The sequence below is a fragment of the Vogesella mureinivorans genome, assembly GCF_007644035.1.
In the GTDB taxonomy this organism is placed as follows: Bacteria; Pseudomonadota; Gammaproteobacteria; order Burkholderiales; family Chromobacteriaceae; genus Vogesella; species Vogesella mureinivorans.
In genome coordinates this window covers 1-492 of the sequence record NZ_VMTV02000985.1, presented here as the reverse complement: position 1 = coordinate 492, position 492 = coordinate 1, and the positions used below count along the sequence as shown (strand labels likewise).

The following is a 492-nucleotide window of genomic DNA, read 5'->3' as shown; positions in this document are numbered from 1 at the left end:
CCGCCGCACGGCTTCACCGGCAAGGTCACCCACTCCGATCCGCGGGTCGGCGGCTTCTACAAGATGTCGTTCACCAACTTCTCGACCGGCACCACGCACAGCTTCGGCGGCGAGTATCTCGAGCTGGTGCCGAACCAGCGCCTGCGCTACAGCGACCGCTTCGATGCGGAGGCACTGCCCGGCACCATGTTCACCACCGTCGAGCTGCGCGAGCTGCCGATGGGCACCGAACTGCGCATCGAGCAGAGCGGCATTCCCGATGCGATTCCGGTCGAGGCCTGCTACCTCGGCTGGCAGGAATCGATGCAGCTGCTGGCCCAGCTGGTCGAGCCGACCATTCCCGATCATGGCCCCTGAACGCCCACACTTGGAGACACCCCATGTCCTACATCGACGGCTTCCTGCTGCCCTGCCCCGCCAACCGCATCGACGACTACCGCAAGATCGCCGCCACCGCCTGCGAAGTGTGGCTGGAGCACGGCGCGCTCGAAT

2 protein-coding genes are annotated in these 492 nt (G+C 66.1%); both read left to right on the top strand.

All coding sequences use genetic code 11. The features are described from left to right. The coding region (locus FLQ44_RS21815) for an SRPBCC domain-containing protein (RefSeq protein WP_147696046.1) at nucleotides 1-357 on the top strand (357 nt) is incomplete at its 5' end. A 23-nt stretch (nucleotides 358-380) separates the two neighbouring features. Then, nucleotides 381-492 (top strand): DUF1428 family protein (locus tag FLQ44_RS25140; protein WP_147696045.1); only part of this gene is annotated, 112 nt, incomplete at its 3' end.